Annotated in this window: 23 protein-coding genes, 1 pseudogene and 2 riboswitches; of the genes and pseudogenes, 7 read left to right on the top strand and 17 right to left on the bottom strand. The window is 56.3% G+C overall.

Annotated features, from left to right (window positions below; genetic code table 11):
* Positions 1-143: 143 nt before the first annotated feature.
* The 11 genes from ETC00_RS11300 to rnjA form a co-directional block, all read right to left on the bottom strand.
* Positions 144-554: a hypothetical protein gene (locus ETC00_RS11300; RefSeq protein WP_171566152.1), complete on the bottom strand. Its 411-nt coding sequence runs from the start codon at positions 552-554 to the stop codon at positions 144-146.
* Between the two features lie 79 nt (positions 555-633).
* Positions 634-891 carry a hypothetical protein gene (locus ETC00_RS11295; protein WP_171566151.1) on the bottom strand — a complete coding sequence of 86 codons (258 nt, stop codon included), beginning with the start codon at positions 889-891 and terminating at the stop codon, positions 634-636.
* 129 nt (positions 892-1,020) lie between these two features.
* A complete protein-coding gene (locus ETC00_RS11290) occupies positions 1,021-2,646 on the bottom strand; it encodes a peptide ABC transporter substrate-binding protein (protein ID WP_171566150.1) in 1,626 nt (541 codons plus the stop codon).
* A gap of 200 nt (positions 2,647-2,846) precedes the next feature.
* Complete coding sequence (locus ETC00_RS11285) at positions 2,847-3,686, bottom strand: MetQ/NlpA family ABC transporter substrate-binding protein (RefSeq protein ID WP_171566149.1); 840 nt, start codon at positions 3,684-3,686, stop codon at positions 2,847-2,849.
* Positions 3,687-3,735: 49 nt separating this feature from the next.
* Positions 3,736-4,401 carry a methionine ABC transporter permease gene (locus ETC00_RS11280; RefSeq protein ID WP_171566148.1) on the bottom strand — a complete coding sequence of 222 codons (666 nt, stop codon included), beginning with the start codon at positions 4,399-4,401 and terminating at the stop codon, positions 3,736-3,738.
* A gap of 1 nt (position 4,402) precedes the next feature.
* Positions 4,403-5,416 (bottom strand): methionine ABC transporter ATP-binding protein, encoded by a 1,014-nt coding sequence (locus ETC00_RS11275; RefSeq protein WP_171566147.1) that lies wholly within the window; start codon positions 5,414-5,416, stop codon positions 4,403-4,405.
* Positions 5,417-5,497: 81 nt separating this feature from the next.
* Positions 5,498-5,613: riboswitch (SAM riboswitch) on the bottom strand.
* Between the two features lie 130 nt (positions 5,614-5,743).
* Positions 5,744-6,721: an LCP family protein gene (locus ETC00_RS11270; RefSeq protein WP_171566146.1), complete on the bottom strand. Its 978-nt coding sequence runs from the start codon at positions 6,719-6,721 to the stop codon at positions 5,744-5,746.
* A gap of 233 nt (positions 6,722-6,954) precedes the next feature.
* Positions 6,955-7,983 (bottom strand): methyltransferase, encoded by a 1,029-nt coding sequence (locus ETC00_RS11265; protein WP_171566145.1) that lies wholly within the window; start codon positions 7,981-7,983, stop codon positions 6,955-6,957.
* 138 nt (positions 7,984-8,121) lie between these two features.
* Positions 8,122-8,994 carry an aldo/keto reductase gene (locus ETC00_RS11260; RefSeq protein WP_171566144.1) on the bottom strand — a complete coding sequence of 291 codons (873 nt, stop codon included), beginning with the start codon at positions 8,992-8,994 and terminating at the stop codon, positions 8,122-8,124.
* A 177-nt stretch (positions 8,995-9,171) separates the two neighbouring features.
* Positions 9,172-9,603 (bottom strand): BrxA/BrxB family bacilliredoxin, encoded by a 432-nt coding sequence (locus tag ETC00_RS11255; RefSeq protein WP_171566143.1) that lies wholly within the window; start codon positions 9,601-9,603, stop codon positions 9,172-9,174.
* A 104-nt stretch (positions 9,604-9,707) separates the two neighbouring features.
* A complete protein-coding gene (rnjA, locus tag ETC00_RS11250; RefSeq protein WP_171566141.1) occupies positions 9,708-11,390 on the bottom strand; it encodes a ribonuclease J1 in 1,683 nt (560 codons plus the stop codon).
* A gap of 288 nt (positions 11,391-11,678) precedes the next feature.
* Between rnjA and ETC00_RS11245 the strand changes: the two genes are divergently transcribed.
* A complete protein-coding gene (locus ETC00_RS11245) occupies positions 11,679-12,002 on the top strand; it encodes a DUF3889 domain-containing protein (RefSeq protein ID WP_171566140.1) in 324 nt (107 codons plus the stop codon).
* Between the two features lie 148 nt (positions 12,003-12,150).
* Here the strand turns inward: ETC00_RS11245 and ETC00_RS11240 are convergent, their stop codons facing one another.
* Both ETC00_RS11240 and ETC00_RS11235 read right to left on the bottom strand, forming a co-directional pair.
* Positions 12,151-12,765: an SCO family protein gene (locus tag ETC00_RS11240; RefSeq protein WP_171566139.1), complete on the bottom strand. Its 615-nt coding sequence runs from the start codon at positions 12,763-12,765 to the stop codon at positions 12,151-12,153.
* Positions 12,766-12,838: 73 nt separating this feature from the next.
* Positions 12,839-13,153, bottom strand: a complete 315-nt coding sequence (locus ETC00_RS11235; protein WP_171566138.1) for a rhodanese-like domain-containing protein — start codon at positions 13,151-13,153, stop codon at positions 12,839-12,841.
* 274 nt (positions 13,154-13,427) lie between these two features.
* Positions 13,428-13,537: riboswitch (SAM riboswitch) on the top strand.
* Positions 13,538-13,635: 98 nt separating this feature from the next.
* On the opposite strand from ETC00_RS11235, the gene ETC00_RS11230 reads away from it, so the two are divergent.
* Positions 13,636-14,937, top strand: a complete 1,302-nt coding sequence (locus ETC00_RS11230; protein WP_171566137.1) for a homocysteine synthase — start codon at positions 13,636-13,638, stop codon at positions 14,935-14,937.
* A gap of 187 nt (positions 14,938-15,124) precedes the next feature.
* On the opposite strand, the gene ETC00_RS11225 is transcribed toward ETC00_RS11230, so the two are convergent.
* Positions 15,125-15,466 carry a DUF5412 domain-containing protein gene (locus tag ETC00_RS11225; protein ID WP_371808901.1) on the bottom strand — a complete coding sequence of 114 codons (342 nt, stop codon included), beginning with the start codon at positions 15,464-15,466 and terminating at the stop codon, positions 15,125-15,127.
* A gap of 213 nt (positions 15,467-15,679) precedes the next feature.
* On the opposite strand from ETC00_RS11225, the pseudogene ETC00_RS11220 reads away from it, so the two are divergent.
* The 5 genes and pseudogenes from ETC00_RS11220 to ETC00_RS11205 all read left to right on the top strand — a co-directional run bounded on the left by ETC00_RS11220 (position 15,680) and on the right by ETC00_RS11205 (position 20,284).
* Positions 15,680-16,618: pseudogene (locus ETC00_RS11220) on the top strand (AAA family ATPase).
* A gap of 7 nt (positions 16,619-16,625) precedes the next feature.
* Positions 16,626-17,657 (top strand): DUF58 domain-containing protein, encoded by a 1,032-nt coding sequence (locus ETC00_RS11215; RefSeq protein WP_253264288.1) that lies wholly within the window; start codon positions 16,626-16,628, stop codon positions 17,655-17,657.
* A complete protein-coding gene (locus tag ETC00_RS20685) occupies positions 17,624-17,815 on the top strand; it encodes a hypothetical protein (protein ID WP_253264287.1) in 192 nt (63 codons plus the stop codon). Before ETC00_RS11215 ends, ETC00_RS20685 begins: the two co-directional genes overlap by 34 nt.
* A complete protein-coding gene (locus ETC00_RS11210) occupies positions 17,812-19,146 on the top strand; it encodes a DUF4129 domain-containing protein (protein WP_171566136.1) in 1,335 nt (444 codons plus the stop codon). The genes ETC00_RS20685 and ETC00_RS11210 overlap by 4 nt, the downstream gene beginning before the upstream one ends.
* 223 nt (positions 19,147-19,369) lie before the next feature.
* A complete protein-coding gene (locus tag ETC00_RS11205) occupies positions 19,370-20,284 on the top strand; it encodes a Nif3-like dinuclear metal center hexameric protein (RefSeq protein ID WP_171566135.1) in 915 nt (304 codons plus the stop codon).
* A gap of 474 nt (positions 20,285-20,758) precedes the next feature.
* On the opposite strand, the gene ETC00_RS11200 is transcribed toward ETC00_RS11205, so the two are convergent.
* The 3 genes from ETC00_RS11200 to ETC00_RS11190 all read right to left on the bottom strand — a co-directional run bounded on the left by ETC00_RS11200 (position 20,759) and on the right by ETC00_RS11190 (position 22,327).
* On the bottom strand, positions 20,759-21,499 hold the full coding sequence (locus ETC00_RS11200) for a hypothetical protein (protein WP_171566134.1): 741 nt from the start codon (positions 21,497-21,499) through the stop codon (positions 20,759-20,761).
* A 185-nt stretch (positions 21,500-21,684) separates the two neighbouring features.
* The gene (locus ETC00_RS11195; RefSeq protein ID WP_171566133.1) at positions 21,685-21,891 is read right to left on the bottom strand and encodes a YezD family protein; all 207 of its coding nucleotides are present in this window, start codon (positions 21,889-21,891) and stop codon (positions 21,685-21,687) included.
* A 166-nt stretch (positions 21,892-22,057) separates the two neighbouring features.
* A complete protein-coding gene (locus tag ETC00_RS11190) occupies positions 22,058-22,327 on the bottom strand; it encodes a DUF2325 domain-containing protein (protein ID WP_171566132.1) in 270 nt (89 codons plus the stop codon).
* Positions 22,328-22,402 lie beyond the last annotated feature (75 nt).

Here is a 22,402-nt window from a genome sequence, read left to right as displayed (position 1 = left end):
TTAGACGCAACAAAGGCGGCAAAGTTTGTAGGAGTTTTGGACCAAATTCAGTCGAAAAAAGATAAAATACGTCGAATTATGTCACGTATTTTCCAGTAATTATTAGTTGACAAAAAAGAGGCGCTTCCTTGGAAGAGAACGCCTCAACGTTTGCCCCAGCCCAGAAAACGTCTTTCCTTCCGGCTGGCCTGGGTGACGGATTTGCCTGTCAAACCTGAGTTTGCCAGGAACTGCTGAATCATGGCGATCACGGCCGGGTTGGAAAGCACCTTGATCGACTCCGCCACCTTGGGATTTTTCAATTGGGGAAACGCACTGCTCAAATGAGGAAGCAAGGGCAGCAGGTCTTCCAAGGAGAGCTTGGGTTTCTCCGGCTCCACTTGGACCGGAGCCCTCCGCCGCCGGCCAAAAATCGACCCCCGCCTGCGAGGGACCGGCTGTACCTTCAAGCGGTTGAGCGTCTCCTTCATCTCCTGCAGTTCACTCCGCACCTGGTCCATTTCGCTGATGATCTGTTCTTTGCTGGTGTATTGAGCATCGGCCAACTGGTTCATTTTCTCAAGCAATTGCGCGAGGGAGACGGTGGTTTTTTTCTTGCCTTTCGTCTTCTGAGCGATAGTCTCACCTCCCCCGCTATTTCATTCGCTTCTTGATGTTGTTTAAATCGCCCAGCTTTACACCCTTTTGGGCCAGCTTGTTCATCAGGCTGTTGACGTCCTCCGTTCGAGCCATCCGCCGAAACTGTGCCACGTACTGATCCAATTCCTGCTCGGTAAACGACTTCCCGAACTTTCTGCCCAGATCGCGCATCACTTCCTTCAGCCCTGCGTCTGTCTTCAGCTTATCTTTCGGTATGGACCTGACCAGGTTCAGCAGCTTTCCAAGATCCACGGCTTCTCCCCCTTGGTACGGTTTATTCCTTGTTACTCTATGACCAAAGAGGCTCGGGGGATTGGTCGATTGTCCCTGTCGGATGAAAAAAAGAAGAGAAGCACACGCATGTGCTTCTCGGTTTTGCCCTTATTCAAAGGAAGCCCATTTCCAGTCGACGTTGCCAAGATCGCTGATGACAACCCCTTTGAGGTTCTCCTTTTGCACCCAGGAGTGGGTGTAGTAGTAGATCGGGATGACGGGCATTTCGTCCATGAAGATGGACTCGGCCTCGGCCAGAATCTGCTTGCGCTTCTCCGTATCATTTTCCATGCTGGCCTGATCCAGCAGCTCCTTGAACTTGGGATGTTCCCAACGGGTGTCGTTGTTGCCGCCCATTTTTTCCTTAAACAACTCCAGGAAGTTGATCGGGTCGTTGAAATCACCCAGCCAGCCCTGGCGGCCGATTTGGAATTTGCCTTGGTGCAGGTCTTCGATGTACACCTTCCACTCCTTGTTTTCCAACCTTACATCGACGCCCAACGCTTTTTTCCATTGATCCTGGATCGCCTGGGCGATTTTTTGGTGCCCTTCTGTCGTGTTGTAGGAGAGGGTGACCGTCGGCAGCTTGGTGATGCCCAGCTCCTTCATGCCTTCTGCCAGCAGCTTCTTGGCAGTCTCCACGTCGTTGTCCTTGAAGTAGCCGTCCTTGTTCAGCGCCATGGTCGGCGGTACAGCCCCCATCGCCGGAAGTTGACCGGCCTGCAATACGTTGTCGATCAGGGATTGACGGTCAATCGCGTAAGCAAATGCTTTACGGATTTTTGCATTATTAAACGGAGGTTGCTCTGTATTGAACTTATACCAGTAGACACCTGCGATGGTCTTGTTGTGCATCTTCCCGGATTCTTTCAACATCGGGATGGCGTCCGTCGGCAGTGCACTTATCGGCGCGCCGGCCCAGTCGAGCTCGTCGCGTTCAAACATGGACAGTTCGGTGTTCTCGTCATCTACCATGGAGAACTCGATTTTGTCCATTTTTACCACGTCTTTATCCCAGTAATTTTCATTTTTCACGAGCACCAGCTTGTTCTTGTGCTCCCATTCCGCCATCTTGAACGGACCGTTCCCCACGTGGGTGCTCGCCTGCATCGCCCAGTTCGGGTTGGATTCAACCAGCTTCTTGTTGACCGGGAAATAGGTCGGGAACGCCGTCAGTTCCTTGAAGAAAGGCGTCGGCCTTTCCAGCTTTACTTCCAGCGTCTTTTCGTCCAGCGCCTTGACGCCGACGTCCTCCGCTTTCGCCTTGTTCTTGTTGTACGCCTCTCCGTTCTTGATGTAGTACAGCTGATACGCGTAGGCTGCTCCGGTCTTCGGGTCGAGCGCGCGCTTCCAGGCAAACTCGAAGTCGTGCGCGGTCACCGGGTCGCCGTTGCTCCACTTGGAGTCGCGCAGATGGAAGGTGTACGTGAGGCCGTCAGCGGATACGTCGATTTTTTCCGCCACGGACTCGTGCGGCTGACCGTCCGCGCCGATCCGGGTAAGCCCGTCAAATGTTGCCCGAATAATGGCCGAAGAGGTTGTATCTTCGGAAAGACCCGGGTCAGCCGTAGGCGGTTCGGAGTGCAGGTTCAACCTCAGCACCTGCGAGCCGGTTTTCTTCGCTTCCTCTGCCTGGGACCCCTGGCTTGGGTTGTCGGAATTGCCTCCACACCCTGCAAGAGCGGCACCGAGCACGAGGAGTGAACTCATTGCAATGAAAATATTCTTTTTCATGCCACTTATCCCCCTTGTCTAAATCTTTCCTCAAATATACCTCTATATATGTTGTTTTTAAACAAGTTTTACGTTGATTTAATAAAATTTTATTTATTTATAAAAAAATTCGTTGGAATGATAAACATTCATGCAAAAGTGGACGGCAAACATAAAAAACGCCCGAATCAGCCGATTCGGGCGTCAGAGGAGGGACGGCCTTAGAATGCCGGCACAACCGCTCCTTTATACGTATCCTCGATGAACTTTTTCACATCCGGCGAGTTCAGCTCTTTCGCCAGCTTTTGGATGGCCTCGGAGTCCTTGTTATCCAGACGTGCTACCAGATAGTTGGCGTACGGAGAGTCCTTGTCTTCAATGATCAGTGCGTCTTCGGTCGGCACCAGTTTGGCTTCCAGCGCGTAGTTGGTATTGATCATCGCCAGATCCACTTCTTCCAGAACGCGCGGCAGCATGGCTGCTTCTACTTCTTTGAACTGCAGGTTTTTCTTGTTTTCGACGATATCTTTTACGGTGCCTTTGATGCCAACACCGTCTTTCAGCTTGATCAGGCCGTTTTTCTCCAGCAGGGCCAGCGCACGGCCGTTGTTGGTCGGGTCGTTCGGCAGAGCGATGGTTGCACCGTCGGCCAGTTCGTCAATCTTTTTGATTTTCTTGGAGTAAGCACCAAACGGCTCGATGTGCACTGCCACCACCGGCACCAGGTTCATGTTTTGGTCTTTATTGAACTGCTCCAGGTACGGAATGTGCTGGTAGAAGTTGGCGTCCAACTGTTGTTCGTTCAACTGCACGTTTGGCTGTACATAGTCGGTAAATTCCTTAACTTCCAGGTTAATGCCCTGTTCTTTCAGTTTCGGCTGGATGAATTTCAGAATTTCAGCATGAGGTACAGGCGTAGCGCCCACTTTCAGGGTGATTTCTTTTTGTTCGCCCCCGTCCGAACCGCCAGACGCATTCGGAGCGGTTTCGGTTTTCGTGCCGCATGCCGCCAGAGACAGTGCCAGTACAGTCGACAGAATGGAAACAGCCCATTTTTTCACAGATGATTACCCCTTTCTCTTTCATATTGTTGTCTTTATGGTAAAGATCTTACTTGCGGCTGAAACGGATTACCAATTTGTCTCCCAGCGTTTGCAAGATCTGAACCAACACCAGCAAAATCACGACAGTAACAATCATCACATCGGTCTGGAACCGCTGGTAACCGTAGCGGATGGCCAGGTCGCCCAGTCCGCCGCCGCCGATCACGCCAGACATCGCCGTGTAGGAAACAAGCGCCACGGTGGTAATCGTAATGCCGGCAATCAACCCCGGACGGGATTCAGGCAGCAGCACGTTCCAAATAATCTGCCACTTGGACGCTCCCATCGACTGGGCCGCTTCGATCACACCGCGGTCCACTTCCCGAAGCGACGTCTCCACCAGTCTGGCGAAAAACGGAGCCGCCCCGATCACCAACGGCGGAATCGCTCCCTTGACCCCCAGCGAGGTGCCGACCAGGATTTTCGTCAGCGGAATCAACATGATCATCAGGATGATAAACGGCACCGAACGCAGCACGTTTACGACAAAGGAAGCAATCGTGTAAAAGACGCGGTTTTCCAAAAGCTGTCCCTTGGAGGTGAGAAACAGCAGGACGCCCAGCGGCAGTCCGATCAGGACGGTAAACAGCGTCGAAAAGCCCAGCATCGTCAGTGTATCCAATGTGGCCTTGCCGATTTCCGCCACATCGACGTTTTCAAACGTCAGTCCCATGTTACATCACCTCCACTTCAAGACCGCGCTGGCGCAGGGTTTCGATCGCGCGGCTGTTCTGCTCCGGATTGCCGCTCAATTCGACGACCAGCTGGCCGTAAGGTGTATCTTTCATCCGCGAAATCGTACCCTGCAGGATGCTGAACATCGTGCCGGTCTCCTGCATGGTCTGGAACAGGATCGGCTGGTACGTCTTTTCGCCCAGGAACGTGATGCGCACAATCGTCTGGTCGCCGGCCGCCTTTTCGTGAGCCACCACTTCCCGCAGCTCGGCGGAATCGGCCACCTGCTCCACGAACTCCCGCGTCGTCGGATGCTGCGGTTTGAGGAACACGTCCAGCACCTTGCCTTCCTCGACGATGACACCTCCGTCGATAACGCCGACACGGTCGCAGATGGAGCGGATGACGTGCATCTCGTGCGTAATCAGGACGATGGTCAGGCCCAGCTTGCGATTGATGTCGAGCAGCAGGGCGAGGATCGAATTGGTCGTCTGCGGGTCGAGCGCGGACGTCGCCTCGTCACACAGCAATACTTTCGGATCGCTGGCCAACGCGCGGGCGATCCCGACACGCTGCTTCTGCCCGCCGGAGAGCTGGCTCGGATACTTGTCGCGGTGTGCTTCCAGGCCGACCAGTGTGAGCAGTTCGTTTACCTTTTTGTCAATCTCCGCCTTGGGCCGCTTGGCCAGCTTCAGCGGAAAGGCCACGTTCTCCGCCACCGTGGCCGAAGAGAGCAGATTGAAGTGCTGAAAGATCATGCCGATTTGGCGCCGCTGCTCCTGCAGCTTGCGGTCATCCAGTGTAGTCAGGTCGACGCCGTCTACGATTACGTGACCGGATGTCGGACGCTCCAGCATGTTGATGCAGCGAATCAGTGTACTTTTCCCGGCACCGGAATGTCCGATGATGCCGAAGATTTCTCCTTTTTCTATGGTCAGGTCAATCCCCAGCAGTGCGGGGACCGTCTTGCCCTGTACCGTGTAGTTTTTGCGCAAGTTTTGCAAGCGAATCATCCGGTTCACCTCCCTATACGGAACAAACCCCTTTTTCGGCATGAAAAAGGGGTTTGCATCGATATCCGATCACATCCACCCTTCTCATCTCTCAAGATTCTCCGATCTTGTAGGAATTGGCACCGCGACACCCATCTGTGCGATGAGCCGGTTGCCGGGCTTCATTGGGCCTGTCCCTCCGCCTCTCTTGATAAGAAGAATTTCTCCGTATATGCTGTTTGTTTGTATTTTCGTTGATACAAATCGGATTATATTCCATTTAAAAAAACGATGTCAATGGAAAATTAAAGGAAAAGTGCAGGGCGATCTGCCCGCTTGAAGAGAGCCTCAGCTCTGCTTCCCGTCCGTTTCCCCCGCGGAATTGGCTTCCGGTTGGGCTTGCAGTTTTTCCTGAACAAAAGCCTGAACACGTTCCACATCAGGAATAAGGACAGCACCGGCGCGATTGGATTCGCTGAACATCCCCATTGGCGGAAGCTGATACTGACCGGGCTGTTCGGTGTTCAGCGTCAATCCGAGCGAGGCCAGCTTCAACATGTCCAGAGAGCTGATGTTGGTCTGCACGTACGGGGTAATTTCTTTCAAAATGGACGGCAGTTGGATCAGCGTGGTGCCGCTCTTCATCTGGTCGGCCAGCGCGGCCATCAGCTTCCGCTGCCGCTCCGTCCGCGTGTAGTCGGACGTCGCGTCGTGACGGAAGCGGACGTATTGCAGCGCCTTGGAGCCGTCAAGCCGCTGCAGCCCTTTTTTCAGATCAATATCGTACATGCCCTTGTCCGTAGGGTCGCGGTACCGCATGTTTTTCTCCACGTACAGCTCCACGCCGCCGACAGCGTCAATCAGATGCTTGAAGCCCTCGAAGTCGGTGATCACATACCGGTTCACCGGCAGCCCGGTAAACTGGCTCACGGTTTCCATCGCCAATTCCGGCCCGCCTTCGACAATTGCCGCATTGATTCGCGCATGTCCGTGGTCGGGAATCTCTACGTAGGTATCGCGCAAAATCGAAAACAAGTCATATCGTTTCGCAACCGGATCAATGCTGAGCAGCATCATCGAATCGGAACGGGGCAGCGCGTTGCTGCGCATGCCGCGCCGGTCAACGCCCATCAACAGGATGTTGACGCGCTCCTTGCCGTCCCACGTGGGAATCTCCGCCGCCTTGGTCGCGCCGCCGGCGGGATGGTCGATTACGTTTGGCTGTTGAATGTCCTCGGCAAATTGATACAGCGAATATCCGTAGTACCCCCCTGCCGCAGCGACTGCCACGATCAGGAGGAGCAGCATTCGTTTCAAAAAGCGCATATGGAAAACGCCACCTTTGTCTCTTTCAGATAATATACTCCCCACTTTGTCTAGTATACTCGAATCCGGTCGAAGGCGGGCACCCTATATTTGGCTGGAATCTTGTTATGTAGGTGCGCATGTGACCTGGCGATGCTTGAATAAAAAATGACACCTCCCTGCTACACGCGGATGAGGTGTCATCACAAACATTGGGCTATGCTATTGTTAAACAGATTGACTGGGCCATCCTGTCACACAGGGACAGCCTCCAGCATTGAGACGGCTGCAGACGTCGGAATGATCCGCTGCAGTTCAAAGCCCGCTTTCCGGAAAAGCGTCCGGAACTCCGCCTCGGTCCGTTCCTTTCCCGTAGCCATGATCATCATTTCCAGATCAATCAACATGGACGGATGCGGTTGATTATTGGCCGGAACGACCATCTCGATCACCAGGAGCTTTCCGTCTTCCCGGATGGCCCGTCGGCAGTTGCGGAAAATGGCAACGGCTTCCTCGTCGTTCCAGTCGTGGATAATGTTCTTCATCATGTACAGATCGCCGCCTGCCGGAACCGATTCAAAAAAGCTGCCGCCGATACACGCGCACCGATCCGCAAGCCCGGCCTCGGCAATGTGCCGCCGGGTGCCCTCAATTACGGCGGGAACGTCATAGATCGCCCCTTTCAGCCCCGGATAAGCATTCAGGATGGCGGTCATTAATCGGCCGTGACCGCCTCCCACGTCGATCACCTTGTCATATGGGGAAAAGTCGTACGCCCGCACCAGCGCCGACGCCATCCGGTTGGACATGTCCGACATGGCCTGGTTGAACTGCTCACCCGCATCGGGATGACGCTCCAGGTACGCAAAAACGCCCATGCCGTGCACGTCCTGAAATGCCGATTTGCCCGTTTTCACCGTATACATGATGTTGCTCCACGCGTCCCGATGCCATTTTTCCCCCATCATGATCGCCATGCCGCGCAGGCTGTTCGCTCCTGACTGCAGATACGAACCGAGCGGCCCCAGTGCAAACCGCTGCTCACCTTCCTCCCGAAACAGCCCGATGCCGCACAGCGCCCTCAAAATGCGATGGAGCGACGGGGCATGCGTCTCGGTCGCCTCGGCAAGCTCGCCGACGTTCTTCGGCCCATCCGCCAGCAGATCAGCAATTCCCAGCTTGGCGGCAACATAGATGGCCTGCTGCACCCATCCCCCGGTGATCCATTCCATGACCCGATCGGCTAACGCCTGTTGTAACTGTGACTTCTTCTCGTTTTGCATCCTGTCTCCCCCGCTCTATGGATTTTGTCTCACTGCCAAGGGTATTCAGGCACGTACAATAAAATTCCAGTTCATTCAAATAATAACGCTCTTTTCCATTTTGGAAAAGAGCGTTTGTCTCCGCGGTTATCTCCACAGTTAAAACTTCAGCTCCGGCAGCTGGTACCACTCGCCGGACATCCATTCGCTTGCCTTCCAGCGCAGCACGTCGGGACGGACGAGCGAAATGATCTCCTGGAAAAAGGCGACCCGCTCGATGTCGGTCATTGGGACAAAGCGGTTTGCCGCCTCCACATCCGCCTCCAGTTCGCTCATCTTGCTGACCCCGAGGATCGCGGTGGACACGGGCAGACTCCAGGTGTAGCGCAGAGCCTGTTCCGTCCACGGCGCCAGTTGGCCCAGCGCCATCACCTTCATCCCGATGACAGCCACGCCTTTTTCCACCGCCAGCGGAACGAATTCGTGGGCAAAGCTGTAGATAAAGTGATCCAGCGCCGACAGGGCGACCAGTGCGCTGTCAAACGGGAAGCGGCGAATGGCTTCCGCCAGCAAACGGGGATCGGTATGGCCGCTGATGCTCAGCTTGCGCACCAGCCCCTGTTCCCGAGCCTCGACGAGTGCTTCCAGGGCGCCGCCCTTGGCAAAAATGGCTTCAAAGTCGTGCGGCTGCATGACGTTGTGCACCCGCCACTCGTCGACGTAATCGGTCTGGAGCCGCTTCAAGCTGGCTTCCAGATCGCGCCAGGCCAAATCACGCGTCCGACCGCCGGTTTTGGTGGCGATCCACACCTTGTCGCGCAGCCCTTTCAGTCCCTTGCCCAGCCGCGTCTCCGACTGGCCGTCGCTGTAACTGGGCGCCGTATCAAAGTAGTTGACGCCTAATTCCACGGCGCGGCGGACAATGGCAATCGCATTTTCCTCGCTGCAGCCGTGTTCATCCACAATGCGCTGGGCGCCAAAGCCCAGCAGGGAGACCTGATGAGGGTCTCGTCCAAATGAACGGGTAATCATGCTTGGTCATCCTTTCGCAACATGCGCCCGGGTGTTCCCCCGCGAACCGCATCCCACCGCAGCGGCTTGCAAGCAGCCTGGCGGCGGGTCCATGGGGGTGCCGGGCTGTGGCAATTCGTTTTTACAACCACGCAGAACAAGACGCCCGCAGCGGAGCGTCTTGCCTCATGTTCGATGTTAGTCGCAATATTTATCGTACGCGTCGGTCAACAGCTTGGAAATGGTCACCAGGTCGTTGTTTTCGATCTGATGGCGCTCGATCATCGTCACCAGTTTGCCGTCCTTCATCAGGGCAAACGACGGCGACGACGGCGGATAGCCTTCAAAGTACTCACGCGCCTTGGCGGTCGCCTCTTTGTCCTGACCGGCGAAGACGGTGTAGAGGTGATCCGGCTTTTTCGGATGGTTGAGCGAGTGAGCCACGGCCGGACGGGCCAGACCGGCCGCGCAGCCGCAGACGGAGTTGACCACAATCAGTGCGGTGCCTTTCAGGTTCGGCAGCGTTTTTTCCACTTCCTCCGCCGTGCGCAGCTCGGTAAAGCCGACGCGGGTCAGCTCGTCGCGCATCGGTTGAATCACTTGATTCATGTATGCCTCGTAGGACATCATGGGGCATTCTCTCCTTTTTTCCGGTACATTTGCTCGTTATCAATTATATCCCGTGAAAGCCCATTGGAGAATGGGTTCCGACACTTTCACCGGTTTGGCCGCGCCTACACTTCCATCAGGATGGTCAAAATCATCGGATTGCGGCCGGTTTTTTCATAAATGAACGGCTTGATCACTTCGTTGATCTGCGACTTCAGCTCGGACCATTCCTTGATCTTCTTGTCCAGCGCCTCCTGCAGCTTCTGGCGGACGAGCACAGTGGCCTCCTGGATCAGCGATTCCGATCCGCGCACGTAGACAAAGCCGCGGCTGACGATGTCCGGGCCGGTCAGGATCTTGAAGTTTTTCATGTCCAGGCTTACCACGACCACCATCAGGCCGTCTTCCGCCAGGTGCTTGCGGTCGCGCAGCACGATGTTGCCGACGTCGCCCACGCCGCTGCCGTCGATCAGGACAATTCCGGCGGGCACTTTGCTCAGCCACGCTTTTTCCCGCGTGCAGTTGAGCACGTCGCCGTTGTCCATGATGAAGATGTTGCTCTCCTCGATGCCCACCTGCTGCGCCAGTCTGGCGTGCATTTTCAGCATGCGGTACTCGCCGTGGATCGGCACAAAGTAGCGGGGGCGGATAAAGTTAAGCATCAGCTTCAGTTCCTCGCTGCTGCCGTGGCCGGACGCGTGGATGTCAAATACGTGGCTCAGCACCACGTTGGCTCCCGCCCGGTACAGCTTGTCAATCGTCCGGCTGACGTTTACCGTGTTGCCCGGGATCGGCGAAGCGGAGATGATCACCGTGTCCTCGGGATAAATCTGCACCGAGCGGTGGGACCCGGAGGCGATGCGGGTCAGTGCTGCCATCGGCTCGCCCTGGCTGCCCGTGCAGATGATCAACACCTGGTTGTCCGCGTAGTTGTCGATGTGCTTGACGTCAATCAGCATGCCCTCCGGCATCTGGATGTAACCCAGTTCTTGTCCGATCTGAAACACTTTTTCCATGCTGCGGCCGATGACCGCCACTTTCCGGTCGCACTCCATGGCCGCGTCCACCACCTGCTGCAGACGGTGCACGTTTGACGCGAATGTGGCCAGGATAATCCGGCCGCGCGCCTTTTTCACCACGTCGAGAATGCCTTCGCCCACCGTGCGCTCCGACATGGTAAATCCGTACCGTTCGCTGTTGGTGCTGTCCGACAGCAGTGCCAGCACGTCGCCGCTGCTGCCGATCCGTGCGATTTTGCCGAACTCCGTAGTGGGGCCGACGGGCGTCAGGTCAAACTTGAAGTCGCCCGTGTGAATAACCATGCCCTCCGGCGTGTGGATAACGATACCGAACGAATCGGGAATGCTGTGGTTGGTGCGGAAAAAGGTGGCTTTCAGCTTTTTGAACGGAATCTCCGTGTCCTCCGAAATCGGGATCAGCTTTACCTCGTTCTGCATCCGGTGTTCTTCCAGCTTGGCCTTGACCAGGCCCAGGGTGAGGCGGCCGCCGTAGATCGGCACCTTGATCTGCTTCAACACATACGGAATGGCACCGATATGGTCCTCGTGTCCGTGCGTCAACAGCAGCGCCTTGATCTTATGCTGATTCTCGATCAGATAGGTGATGTCCGGGATGACCAGGTCAATGCCGAACATCTCGTTCTCGGGAAATTTGACCCCGCAGTCGATGATGATGATCTCGTCTTCGTACTCGACACAGTACATGTTTTTGCCGATTTCGCCGAGACCGCCCATCGCGAAAATCTTTACGTCGCTCAATACTCGTTCCTCCCAATAGATTTCGTGCATGTGTTATTGGAAACCCGACCAATGCATGCCACCTTTTATTGTATCACATCGGATCGCCTTCGTTTCATCCAGTCTTGCCATTTTCCCGCATTCTGCAACCGGATCATGAAAAGAATCCGGCAGCAAAAAAAGAGCCCTCATGAACCGCCATCTGCCGGAAGGGCGCAGGGTCTATCTATTATCTTTGGTGGTCCTGGCTGCAGCGAGTATGATGCCGGTAATCGGGCACACTACCGCTCAAGCGATATTTTCTGCGGACATTTACTACGGAGAGGCAGGTGCGCCCTGATGCGTGACCGATTGCACCGACGGGGCTGGATAGCTGCATGTGCGGCGGTGCTGCTGCTCCTCCACGCCCTGCCGGCCTCTGCGCAGCCTCCCTACGCCAAATGGGGGCGGCTCGCGATCGAACACACGATGAAAACGTACCCGCAAGCGGAAATTGTCGACTACCTGCATGTCGGGCGGACGAGCAAAACGCCTGCTACGTGGGAAGAAACGTTCAAGCTGCTGCTCCGGGAGGGCAGACGCATGTGGGCCGTTATCGTGCGGATCGAGTTTGACAAGCAGACGGAGAAGGTCATCGCCATCCGTTTGGAAGAGACCGGCTGAACAGCCAATGTGACGAAGAGACCCGTGATGTTTGAATGGAACCGTCCATGAAACAGATGAACCCGCCCCGGGACTGAACACGTCAGGTCCGGCTTGGGCGGGTTTTGTCGAATATTGATTTCCGGCAGAAGTACTCCCGAAAGGCTGACTAATCAGCCAACAGCTCAATGTCTTTCAACATGCTGTCCATATCCATTTTGGACGCCATCCCGTACACGCGGCGCATGTTGCCGTCCTTGTCGACGAGGAACATGACGGCGGTGTGCGCAAACGAACCGTCTGGCTGTTTCAGCACGGCGATGCCAAAGTCCTTGGTCACTTTTTCCACGGTGGCTTGATCGCCGCGCAGGAAGTACCAGCCGCTCAGATCGGCACCAAACTTGTCGGCGTACTCCTTGAGCACGTCCGGCGTATCCCGCTCCGGGTCAAAGGTGATCGTCACAAACGCCACCTTGTCTTTGAACAGCCCTTTGGCCTTCAGCTGTTCCTGCATCTTGGCCATGTTAAACGTCGTGGCCGGGCAGATATCCGGACAGTGGGTAAAGATGAACTCCACCAGCCGAACCTTGCCGTTGGTTCCGGACAGGGTAAATGTGGACCCGTCGATGTTATCCAGCGCAAAGTCGTTTATCTGCTTCATGACGGGGATCTGACTTTTTTGCCAGTACTGGTAGCCGAATACACCGACGACGAGCATTCCCAGCACGGCGGCCAGCACGGCAAACCAGTAGCGCTGCCAGAACGACACTTTGCCTTCGCTCATATCACGTGCCTCCTCTTCCTGATCGCGCTGTTGCCAAACGGCGATCACGCGCGTTTATCTCTGCACCGATACGTTACGCTTCCGTTTCCCCCGGCCAAGCGAGCATACCGCCCACCATGTTGGCCGCATCGAAGCCCAATTCCTGCAAATACTGGGTGGCCATGTGACTGCGGGCGCCGCTTCGGCAGACCAGCACGACCGGTGTCTCCTTGTCCAGCTCATCGACGCGATGCGGCAAAAAGCCAAGCGGAATCAGTTTGGCTTGCTTGATGTGGCCCGCATTCCACTCCTCCAACTCGCGCACATCGATAACCTGCACCTTCTCTCCCGCAGCCAGCTTCTCCATCAGCTCCTGCGGCGTGATTTCCTTTACCCCTTGTTCCGCCATATGTACAAGCCTCCTGTATCTTCATAAATATGGATTCCATACCGTCACCCATCATACCATACCGGCGGCTGTTTTCGTATATGACCCTCCCTGCACGGACGTGTGTTCAATAATTCGTCAGAATCAGGAAAAATATAGAAGGAATTTTTTGGGCGGGCACCATCACACGAAACGCAATCACAACAAATCCCCTTGACTTACCCGGAAATTCTTATTGACCAAACCCGGCGGCCCCCCTATAATACCAAGTAAGCACAATTTGCAAAATCTTTCGATTTCATCAAGAGCGGCGGAGGGACAGGCCCAATGAAGCCCGGCAACCGGCAAGCATCCTGCTTGCATGGTGCCAATTCCTGCAGAATCCCGGATTCTGAGAGATGAAACGGCCGCTTGATTCGGAATGACCGAAGCCTTCTTTCTCTCCGGAAGAAGGCTTCGCTTTTTATCCATTCATTTTCATGCAGGAAAAAGGAGAGATGACCATGTCGGATCAACGTCAGTGGAAGCCGGAAACCATTGCGCTGCACGGTGGACAGTCGCCTGACCCGGTGACGGGCTCGCGCGCGGTGCCGATTTATCAGACGACCTCGTACGTGTTTCGCGATACGGAGCACGCCGCCAACCTGTTCGGGTTGAAAGAGGCGGGCAACATCTACACGCGTATCATGAACCCGACCCAGGACGTGTTTGAACAGCGGGTCGCCCTGCTGGAAGGCGGTGTCGGGGCGCTGGCCACTTCCTCCGGGCAGGCGGCGATTACCTTTGCCATCCTCAACATCGCCCAGGCCGGAGACGAAATCGTCGCCTCCACCAGCCTGTACGGCGGCACCTACAACCTGTTCTACCACACGCTGCCGCGGTTCGGCGTCACCGTTCACTTCGTGGACCAGTCCAATCCGGACAATTTCCGATCCAAAATCAACGAAAAGACAAAAGCGCTGTTCGTCGAAACGATCGGCAACCCGCGCATAGACGTAGCCGACATCGAGGCGATTGCCGCGGTCGCTCACGAATACGGAATTCCGCTGATCGTAGACAACACCTTTGCCACCCCGATCCTCTGCCGTCCGTTTGACCACGGGGCCGATATCGTCGTGCACTCCACCACCAAGTTCATTGGCGGACACGGCACGGCCATCGGCGGCATCATCGTTGACTCCGGCAAGTTCGACTGGAGCAGCGGCAAGTTTCCCGGCCTGACCACGCCCGACCCGAGCTACCACGGCATCGTCTACACGGAAGCGTTCGGCCCGCTGGCGTACATCGTCAAGGCCCGGGTTCAACTGCAGCGGGATATCGGGGCAGCTGTCGCGCCGTTCAACGCCTTTTTGTTCCTGCAGGGGCTGGAAACGCTGCATCTGCGCATGGAGCGGCACAGTGAAAACGCTCTGGCCGTCGCCCGTTATCTGCAGGCACATCCCGCCGTGGAGTGGGTCAGCTATCCGGGATTGGAGAGCGATCCGCACTACCGCCTGGCGCAAAAGTACCTGCCAAAAGGTGCCGGAGCCATCCTCACGTTTGGCGTGCGCGGCGGCGTCGCCGAAGGGAAAAAGCTGATCGAGTCGGTCAAGCTGTTCTCCCATCTGGCCAACGTCGGCGATTCCAAGTCGCTCATCATCCATCCGGCCAGCACCACCCACCAGCAGTTGACGGAAGCGGAACAGCTCGCCGCCGGCGTCACCCCAGGCCTGATTCGCCTCTCCATCGGGACGGAGGCGATCGACGACATCATCGCCGATCTGGAGCAGGCGCTGAAGCAGGCGGTACCCCAGCAGGTTGGCTAAGGTACGAGACAGGTCAACGCACGGGCGCCCGTCGCGCGCAAAGCGTCCAAGGATGGCGAGCGTCCGCGTTCGTTTGCATCAAACAGCGAAGGGAGTTCCCCTTCGCTGTTTTTCTATTGCAGGACGCCGGATTTTCCACATTCGGGCGCAAGATTACATCATGGTGATATCGGGATTCTCCTTCTCTCTATTGCCTTCGCCAGTCATACACGTCATTGTTTAAAAGATTTAACGAATGACCGTTAATAACAACAGTGTGATCGTCCTTCCATTCAATAGATGCTGTATCAACGCGATACTCCCAATAGATATTGCGTTTTTCCCCTGTACTTGTTACCAGTTCACCCCTGATCGCTGTAGAAAAAGTAGCGCCGCCGTCAACAAGGTATAGTTTGATGACGTATTCATTTGAAGGCGAAGCCGATTCCTTGATGAATGTCCCTTCTGGAAGATTGGACATCGAGAAAAAGAAATGGTACACGACGATGCCAACAAGAGCAGCAATCAAAATCAGGACACCCAAAGCCACGAAAAGCACTTTCTTTATCCGCAAAGCACCAGCCCCTTTACCTATTATTTATTGAATTACGTTTTGTCGGGATTTGCGGCTCGCTCGTTTCCCTGCGATTTTATCAAACCCCAAAAATTTTATGAAGATTTGGCAAAATAAGGTGTCGCGCTGTATAATACCTTCCATACTGGAACTACCGGTGCCCTATTTTCCGATAAAGGAGACGTCCGCATGATCCATCGTCCTTTGGACACATTGCTGGAAAGCATCAACCGCGTCATTGTCGGCAAGGCGCCGCAAATCCGGCTGCTTGTGACGGCTCTATTGGCCCGCGGCCACGTGCTCCTGGAGGACCTGCCCGGCATGGGCAAGACCGTGTTGGCCAAAACGCTCGCCCAGGCGATCGGCGGTACCTACAACCGGGTGCAGTTTACCGCTGACCTGCTGCCTTCAGACGTGGTCGGGCTGCACGTGTTCAACCAGCGGACCGGCTAGTTCGAGCTGCGTCGGGGACCGGTATTCGCCGACGTGCTTCTGGCTGACGAGATCAACCGGGCCACGCCGCGAACGCAATCCGGCCTGTTGGAATGCATGGAAGAACGGCAGGTAACCATCGAAGGGGTGACACTCCCCCTGCCGCCGACGCTGTTGGTGATCGCCACGCAAAACCCGATCGAATCAGAGGGAACCTATCCGCTTCCGGAAGCGCAGCTGGACCGCTTCTTGTTCCGCCTGTCGCTTGGCTACGGCAGCAGGGAAGACGCCCGGGAGATCCTGCGGCGGTTCCGGACAGGCTCACCGCTGGAGCAGGTGAAGCCGGTGATCACCGTCGACGAGATCGCTGCCATGCAGCGGGACGTGACAGCGGTGCACGTCAGCCCCGCCGTGGAGGAGTACATCATCGATCTGACGGCAGCCACCCGTCACCACCGCTCCGTGGAAACGGGTCTCAGCCCCCGCGCCATGATCGCCCTGCTGCGCTCGGCGCAGGCGTCCGCTTACCTGGACGGGCGCACCTACGTCCTGCCTGACGATGTCAAAGCCGTGTTTCCCGCTTTGGCCGTCCACCGCATCCGCCTGTCAATGGAAGCGGAACTGCACGTGACGGAGCAGGAAGTGATCGACGACATCCTCAAAAGCGTGGCGGCTCCGGTCGAAGAAGGCGTGTGATCCACACATGAGCACGAGACAGGTGTATCACGTCTTGGGGTTTCTCTGCCTGCTGTTTGCCCTGTTTTCGGGCAGCCGCTTTCTCTGGCTGTTTGGCGGCTTCTACTTTTTCATGACGCTGGTTCACCGCTGGTGGCGGGCCAATCTGCCGCGCTGGGTTCGGCTGGAGTGGAATGCTGACCTGCGCCGGGTGATGCAGGGGATGCCCGTCACCATCCGTTTCACGCTGCACAACCGCTCCTGGCTGCCGCTGCCCGGCACGGTGATCTCTCTGTCCTTTCCCGAACACGTGACAGTCGAGGGAGCGGACGAGGTGACAGCAAACAGACAGCGCTGTACAGCTCGCTTCCGTTTGGACCTGCCGCTGAGGACAAGCGCGGAACGCACGTTTACGATCACCCCGCACAAGCGCGGCCTGGTGTGGCTGACGGAAGCCCAGGCGGACACGCTCTCTGTGTTTGGCGAGGAACAGGACCCGATTTCGCTCCCGCTGTCGTTTTCCCTCCTGGTCTATCCGCTGCCCTTGGCGCTGCCTCCGCTGTTGGCGGCGGCAATCGAGCCTGACGGCGGCAAGCTCACGCGCAGACGCCGGGAGGAGGATGTCACGTTTTTTCGCGGCGTGCGCGGTTATGTGCCGGGAGACCGGTTAAAGCACATCCACTGGAAAGCCAGCGCGAAAACCGGTGCGCTGCAGACGCGGCTGTTTGAGCCGACCGCCCGCCCCAGCTGGAAGGTGGTGGGACACATTCTGCCGTCCTACGAACCGCTGCTGCAGCGGAACAATGAACCGGCGAACGAGCGGGTCATCTCCGCTCTTGCCGCGCTCTCGGTTCTCTGCCGCCGCCAATCGCTGTCCTGCGACATGTTCCTGACCGTGAAACAGCGCGGCCGGGAGCAGTTCCACCTCCCTCCCGGCAGCGGCAAGGCGCACCACATCCAGGTCATGACCCAACTCGCCCGCCTGCATCAGTACCTGCCGACTTCGCTGGCGGCCGCATTGCGCGGTTGGAACACGGCGTCACCCGTGACACGATCCTGATCGTCACCCCGCGTCTGGACGAGCCAGCAGTAGAAGCAGTCAAACGGCTGGTGCGGCGCGGTCACAACGTCATGGTGCTGGACGTGTCGCAGGAGCAGCCGGTCCTGCGCCGGCACGAGTCCGCCCGCGCCCAGGCGAGGAAGGAGGTCTTTTCATGACGTGGTCCATGTTGGGACGCAGGATGCTGGTGTTCTGGATGGAAGCGCTGCTGACGGCCTCCGTGCTGATGCTGTTCCAGTGGCTGCCGGCCCAGCCGGAAAGCATGATCGGCTTTGTCCTGGCCGCCGTGCTCCTGCTCTCTCTGGGAAGCTGGCTGCACCAGGGAGGAGGACGCCATCTCCTGCTCCACCTGCTGCTGTATCCGCTGGTGGCTTCCGTCGGCGGTTTGTGTTTTGCCGCGTTCGGCTCCTGGCTGCTCGCCCTGCTTTTGGCCGCCCTCTTTTACTCGCGCATCCATACAGCAGCATCAAATCCGTGTACGCCTGTCCACCTGCGCAACCACTTTGTGCTGGCGCTGATCATCTGCTTGTTCCAGCTGGTAGTGGCCGGTCTGTTCGGCGCTCTGACCGCCCCGCAGACGTATGACGTTCGGGCGTATTACGCAATCCTGGCCTTCGTGCTCGCCAGCTACCTCTTCACCTGCTGGGGAGAGCACCTGACCCGTGAACAGCCAGGCGGCAGTGCCGCGCCAATCTCCCTGGCGGCCGCCATAGGCGGTCAACTGCTGGCAACTCGGCTGCTGCTGGTGGCGGGATACATCCTCGCAGGCAGCGGCCTGCTCTGGCTCCTGGCATGGCTCTGGGGGCTGGTCAAAGGACCGCTGGGAGACGGTCTGTACCAGTTGACCAGTCCGCTCCTGCAGGGAACGGCTGCGCTGTTTGGCAAGCTGGCGGACGTCCTGAATGGAAACGGCCGCGTCAACGAGCCGTTCAACAACGAAATGGATGTCCCCGAACTGCCTCAGGAGGAGTTTGCTCCGACCGGTGACGAGACGCTGTTTTCGCAGGTGGCGCCTTACCTGATTGCATTCGGCTCGGCGCTGGCCCTCGCCAAGCTGGCACAGTACATCTGGGAACGGCGCTACCGGCACGTCGGCGGCACGGCTGTCTCCCCTGCTTCGGCTGATACCATCTTGCGTCCGGTCGACGAAGACGCATCAAGTGACGACGATCCCCTCTGGGAGCAGGATGCGTTGGTGCGCAGCCCGGCCGGTCCCATCGACGATCCGGTGCGGTACGCGTACTACCGGTTTCTTCAGCACATGGCCAAAGCGGGGCTGCGGATCGAACGGCACGAGACCAGCCACGAATACTTGCGGCGCATCCGCTCGCAGTGGGCCAACGCCGACGCAGTAGAACTGGCCGAACAGATCACCAGTTACTACGAACGGTACCGCTACCGCCAACTGCCTCTTTCGCTGGAAGAACGGAACCATCTGGAGCAGTGCGTGCGCAAGCTGCGGGACGCAACCAAGCGCAAATGCAAATGATGGATTGGCACAACCGCGCCCTTCCCCGGCGTGCTGCTTGTACCGTGAGCACCTCCGTCTTTTTTGTGGAAACGGCATATGATCAGACGGGCAGCATGGTGTTGAAATAGAGGAAAGCTGCCGTTCATTCGAGCGTTTTCCCGGAAAAACAGCGGGATTGAAACTCCCCGCTAGCGGCCGTCCGGCAAATCCGGCATTAAATACCCGTACAAGGAGGGATTCCATGGAAAGCCTGATGCATCTTGAGCAAGCGTTTACCCGACTGTTTCGCATGGACGAGTGGGAATCCGATCCCGGCTTCAGCCGTTTCATTCCCATGGTGTACGATCCGATCGGGTTTGACTGGCGGCGGTTTTTCGAGGCGGAGTTCGTCCGCCGCTTCAACGGCCTGATGCTCAAAGGACGCGAACAGGTACACACCGTCTTTTTGGCCGTCTTCCCGACCGAAGAGGTGCTGAAGCGCTTCCTGGACGAGTCAGCGCCGGGCGACCTGTTGTTCATGCACCACCCGCTGCTGATGGAATGCGGCGACCCGCGCGGCCGCTGGGGCAGGGGGTTCGTGCCGATCGGGCAGGACTTGCTGCTGGCGCTAAAGGAGAAAGAGCTCTCCGTCTTCACCTGTCACCTCCCGATGGACACCAGTTGGCCGCTCGGCACTGGCGGCGCCATCATGGAAGCGCTGCAGGCCGAACCGATCAAGCCGTTTTGTCCGGCAGGAAACGGACATGTCGGCATGATTTGCCGGGTAACGGCGACGGATACCCGCTCCTTAATCGATCGTTTAATCACCTTGTTTGACATTCCCTACGTCGATTTTGAGGGGAAGGAACGGGCGCGCATCGAACGGATCGCCATCCTCCCCGGCTGCGGTGACGTGGCCGCGATGATGCGGGAGGCGGAAGCCGGCGGAGCCGACGCGTACGTGACGGGAGAGATCCACTGCCACATCGACAACGAATACGGGCGCACCAATTACGCCGCAGTCATGGCGTACGCCGCCGAAACGTCCATGTCGCTGATTGGCGTTTCACACGCCGCCTCGGAATACCTCGTGATGAAAACCCAGGTGAAACCCTGGCTGGAAGAGCGCTTTTCCGTAAATGTGACGCTGCTCCCGCAGTCGCGGTGGTGGTGGTAGGCGATCACGATCATGTACCTTCCTGCCATACCGTTTCGCTTTCTGCACGGCATTTTGCCGTGCCAGCGTGTAGACAAGGTCCGCGGCGCATGGGAGAGCGGGCTCGCTCGCTTGACGCCCAGCACAGAAGCGAATGATGTCCGCTCCAAAACGAGACGCGGGCAGGGGACAAACATCTGGGTATTTCGAGGAAGTGAGACTTGTGTCCCCTGTTGATTCCCGCGTCTAGCGTTTTTCCGCTGAGTCGGTCGTCAAAGGAGCTCGCTTGGCCCATCCCTCCATGCGATGCCCATTGTCTTTTGCTTCGGTTGATGAATGGGCAGGCCTTTCGGCCTGGAAATCATTTTTTGTGGACGCTAACTCAATGAACCGTTTGTCTTCAGTCTGGCACGGCATTTTGCCGTGCTTTTCTATTTTTCCTGAAACATTTCGGTTGTTTTTAGCCAAAACAAGCGAAAAAGGTTGGGTGTGCGCCTATTTTTCTGTAACCAACGCCAATCCCTTTGCGGTATATCTGTATGTTTTTCTTGCAGAATCAATCCCTGACTGTTCTTGAACGTGAAAGAATGGACGAGTATACAAGACACTCCATGCCTTTGTCAGCTTGTTTACATCTGCACTGACAATCCGATTGTCCCTCCATGTGTAAATCCGGGTATGAAACACATCAGGGCTCCCGTAGGATGTTACAATTTCCTCCACGCCATCCTCATCCAGATCTGCTATATCTGCAACAGGTTCAGATAAAACCAGAAAAATGGACGGCTTCTCTTCCTCGATGGTTATATAATAGCGGAACGGACAGTTTGCTCCGCATAACCCTTCCACTTTAATTACAGATTTATGGAACAGGGACGATGTCTGAATATCCAGCCTGTCAACATAATGTAATGCACCTACATCTCCAAATTCATACAAGTCATCTCCAATTTGAATGCCTCCAATCAAACGGAGTGGATCATCCTCATCAACCTTCAAGAACGAAAACAGTTTGACGGTATCAAGCTGTTCCTCCTTTACGATCTGCTTGATTTTCCCCCTATCCAGTAACGTCACCTGTTGTTCCACCTTTACTTCTTCAAATGAAAGGGGGATGGTCGTTTCTTGTTCTGCGTTTGTGGATGCGGCAGAGGTATCGTCTCCGTACGTCTGGGCAGGGGAACAACCTGCAGCTAACAGGCACATGAAGAGAAAAAGCAGCACCATGTGCTTCAATCTTGTCACCTCAGGTGTTTGGTCGCCTTGAACAAAATGAATAAATTTCCAAAACATTATAAATCGGAGTGAGCCCCCTGTCAAAACAGCGCAAATCCTCTATGTACACCAAGAAAATGAAAAAAGACACGGGTTTCTGTCCCGTGCCCCATGAAGATTCGCTCACCCATGCGTCATCCTGACGTCTAACTGCCCCGCCCTGCCTGCCTCGTGCTGGATTTGAGGGCGGCTGCGCGTTCCAGGGGAAAACGCGTCTTTTCGGTTCGTTCGATTTGCGTAATTTGCGACTCGTGCACGACGATGTGCAGGGTACCGTACTCCAGACCTTCCAGTGCGCGCAGGATCATCTCGATGCGAAAATCGGCGAGCTCTTCGCGATTCCGGTTCGCCATGTGATTCACTCCTGTCCAGCCGTTTTTCCTTCCCGGTCCGTTCAACCGCTGCCTGTCACTCCAGCGATGCAGGGCACGGTTGATTTGCCGGAAGCGGGAGTGGTTTGAAGAAAGCATAATTCTTATTAATCTTATGTGTCAAGTCGGAATTAGGTGAACATAAAGGTTACAGCCGCTTTCCGATGGACGAACACGAGCGCTTGCAAAACAGGATGGGGACGTTTTTCGCCTTTGCCTGATGTTTTACGTGCCACGACAGATTGTGATTCACAAAGTCGGTAAACACGACGATCAGTTTGGTGTCGACAGGAATATGTACCTTGTATTGGGAGTGTTTTCGACCCGTTACGTGATAAATCTGCCGGTATCCCCTGCCGTGAAGCAGCTCGGTAATATTCCCCAAGCGGTCTCCTCCGATGACCAGCACTGCAGACATTGTTTTCCTCCCTTCTACTGATGCTAACCGGTATAAGCCCGGCTGAAAAAAAAGAGATTTCTCCCTTTGGGGAAA

This window comes from Brevibacillus sp. MCWH, from assembly GCF_013096935.1.
GTDB classification, from domain to species: Bacteria; Bacillota; Bacilli; order Brevibacillales; family Brevibacillaceae; genus Brevibacillus; species Brevibacillus aydinogluensis.
Note: the sequence above shows the minus strand (reverse complement) of the source record. Positions and strands in the feature narration are given on the sequence as shown.